We start from the raw sequence: 525 nt of genomic DNA on the forward strand, positions 1-525 counted from the left end.
TTGCGGGGGGCCTTGCCCTTGCGGAATCCCGGAATCTGGATATTCTGCTCCAGTTGACGCAAGGTTTTTTCGTAGGAGCGCTTCACCCGGTCGGCTTCTACCACGATTTTGAGACCGACCCGGCTGCCAGGGCGTTTTTCTTGGATAACCTGCATAGGAAGTATGAGCTAGGGAGAGGGGCAAGTAGAAGTTCAATTCTACCTCAACGGCCTGTGGGTCAACCTGGGGATTTTAGGCAGGGGATCCCTCGGTGGCCACTTCTTTCACATCCTGGATGTCCTCTTGGGGTTCGGCACGCTTGCTGGGAGGCAGTTGCTTCACTTTGGCTTCCAGCTCCACCACCATTTCCTTGAGTTCGGTGATGGTGACCTCCTTCTCCTGCAGTTGCCGATTTTTTTCCCGGGCTTCGATGCTGAACTGTACGCGCATCCAGAGGCTATACAGCCAGGCGAGGGCGGCCCCAATCCCAGCAGCAGCCAGAAGTTCCATCACCAGAGGGCTTTCGATGCTGACGCCAGGGGCAAA

Annotated in this window: 2 protein-coding genes; both read right to left on the reverse strand. The window is 56.4% G+C overall.

The window, feature by feature from the left end:
* A partial coding sequence (locus NW820_RS13480) for a trigger factor family protein (protein WP_414407786.1) occupies positions 1–155 on the reverse strand: 155 nt, incomplete at its 3' end.
* A 76-nt stretch (positions 156–231) separates the two neighbouring features.
* Positions 232–525 (reverse strand): lipopolysaccharide assembly protein LapA domain-containing protein (locus tag NW820_RS13485; protein WP_414407785.1); only part of this gene is annotated, 294 nt, incomplete at its 5' end.

This window comes from Synechococcus sp. R55.7 (assembly GCF_047461955.1).
GTDB lineage: Bacteria > Cyanobacteriota > Cyanobacteriia > Thermostichales > Thermostichaceae > Thermostichus.